Origin of the sequence: Streptomyces sp. DT224 (assembly GCF_049844595.1) — a bacterium.
In the GTDB taxonomy this organism is placed as follows: Bacteria; Actinomycetota; Actinomycetes; order Streptomycetales; family Streptomycetaceae; genus Streptomyces.
In genome coordinates, this window is sequence record NZ_JBNCLI010000048.1 from 1 (window position 1) to 431 (window position 431).

The 431-nt window shown below is 70.5% G+C and carries 1 protein-coding gene; it reads right to left on the reverse strand.

Annotation, left to right across the window (positions count from 1 at the left end):
• Positions 1-431, reverse strand: a 431-nt coding sequence (locus tag ACLQ2N_RS35975) for a beta-ketoacyl reductase (RefSeq protein ID WP_425820001.1), incomplete at both ends; no start/stop codon positions are given.

Genomic DNA, 431 nt, shown 5'->3' on the forward strand with positions numbered 1-431 from the left:
GCGGCTACAGCGGTGTCGGCCGGTTGCGTGCCGCTGAGTTCGGCGACGAGGTGATCGGTGACGGCCTGGGCGGTCGGGTAGTCGAAGATCAGTGTGACCGGCAGGCGCTGGCCGGTGGTTTCGTTGAGGAGGTTGCGGAACTCGACCGCGGTGAGTGAGTCGAAGCCGAGGTCCTGGAACCGCTGGTGGGGTTCGATGGCGCTCGGGTCGGCGAAGCCGAGAACGGCTGCGGCCTGGGCGCGGACGAGCTTCAGCAGCTCGCTGGGCTCGGTGCTCACGGTCGTCGGCCGCACGGCCCGCGGGGTGGCGGCGCTGCGCCGGCGGGTCGGACGGCGGCTCTGGGTGAAGTGCGCCGTGACGAGGGTTGGTTCGGTGGTCGTCAGTGCTGCGTCGAGGAGGGCGAGGCCGTCGGTGTTGGTGAGGGGCTTGAT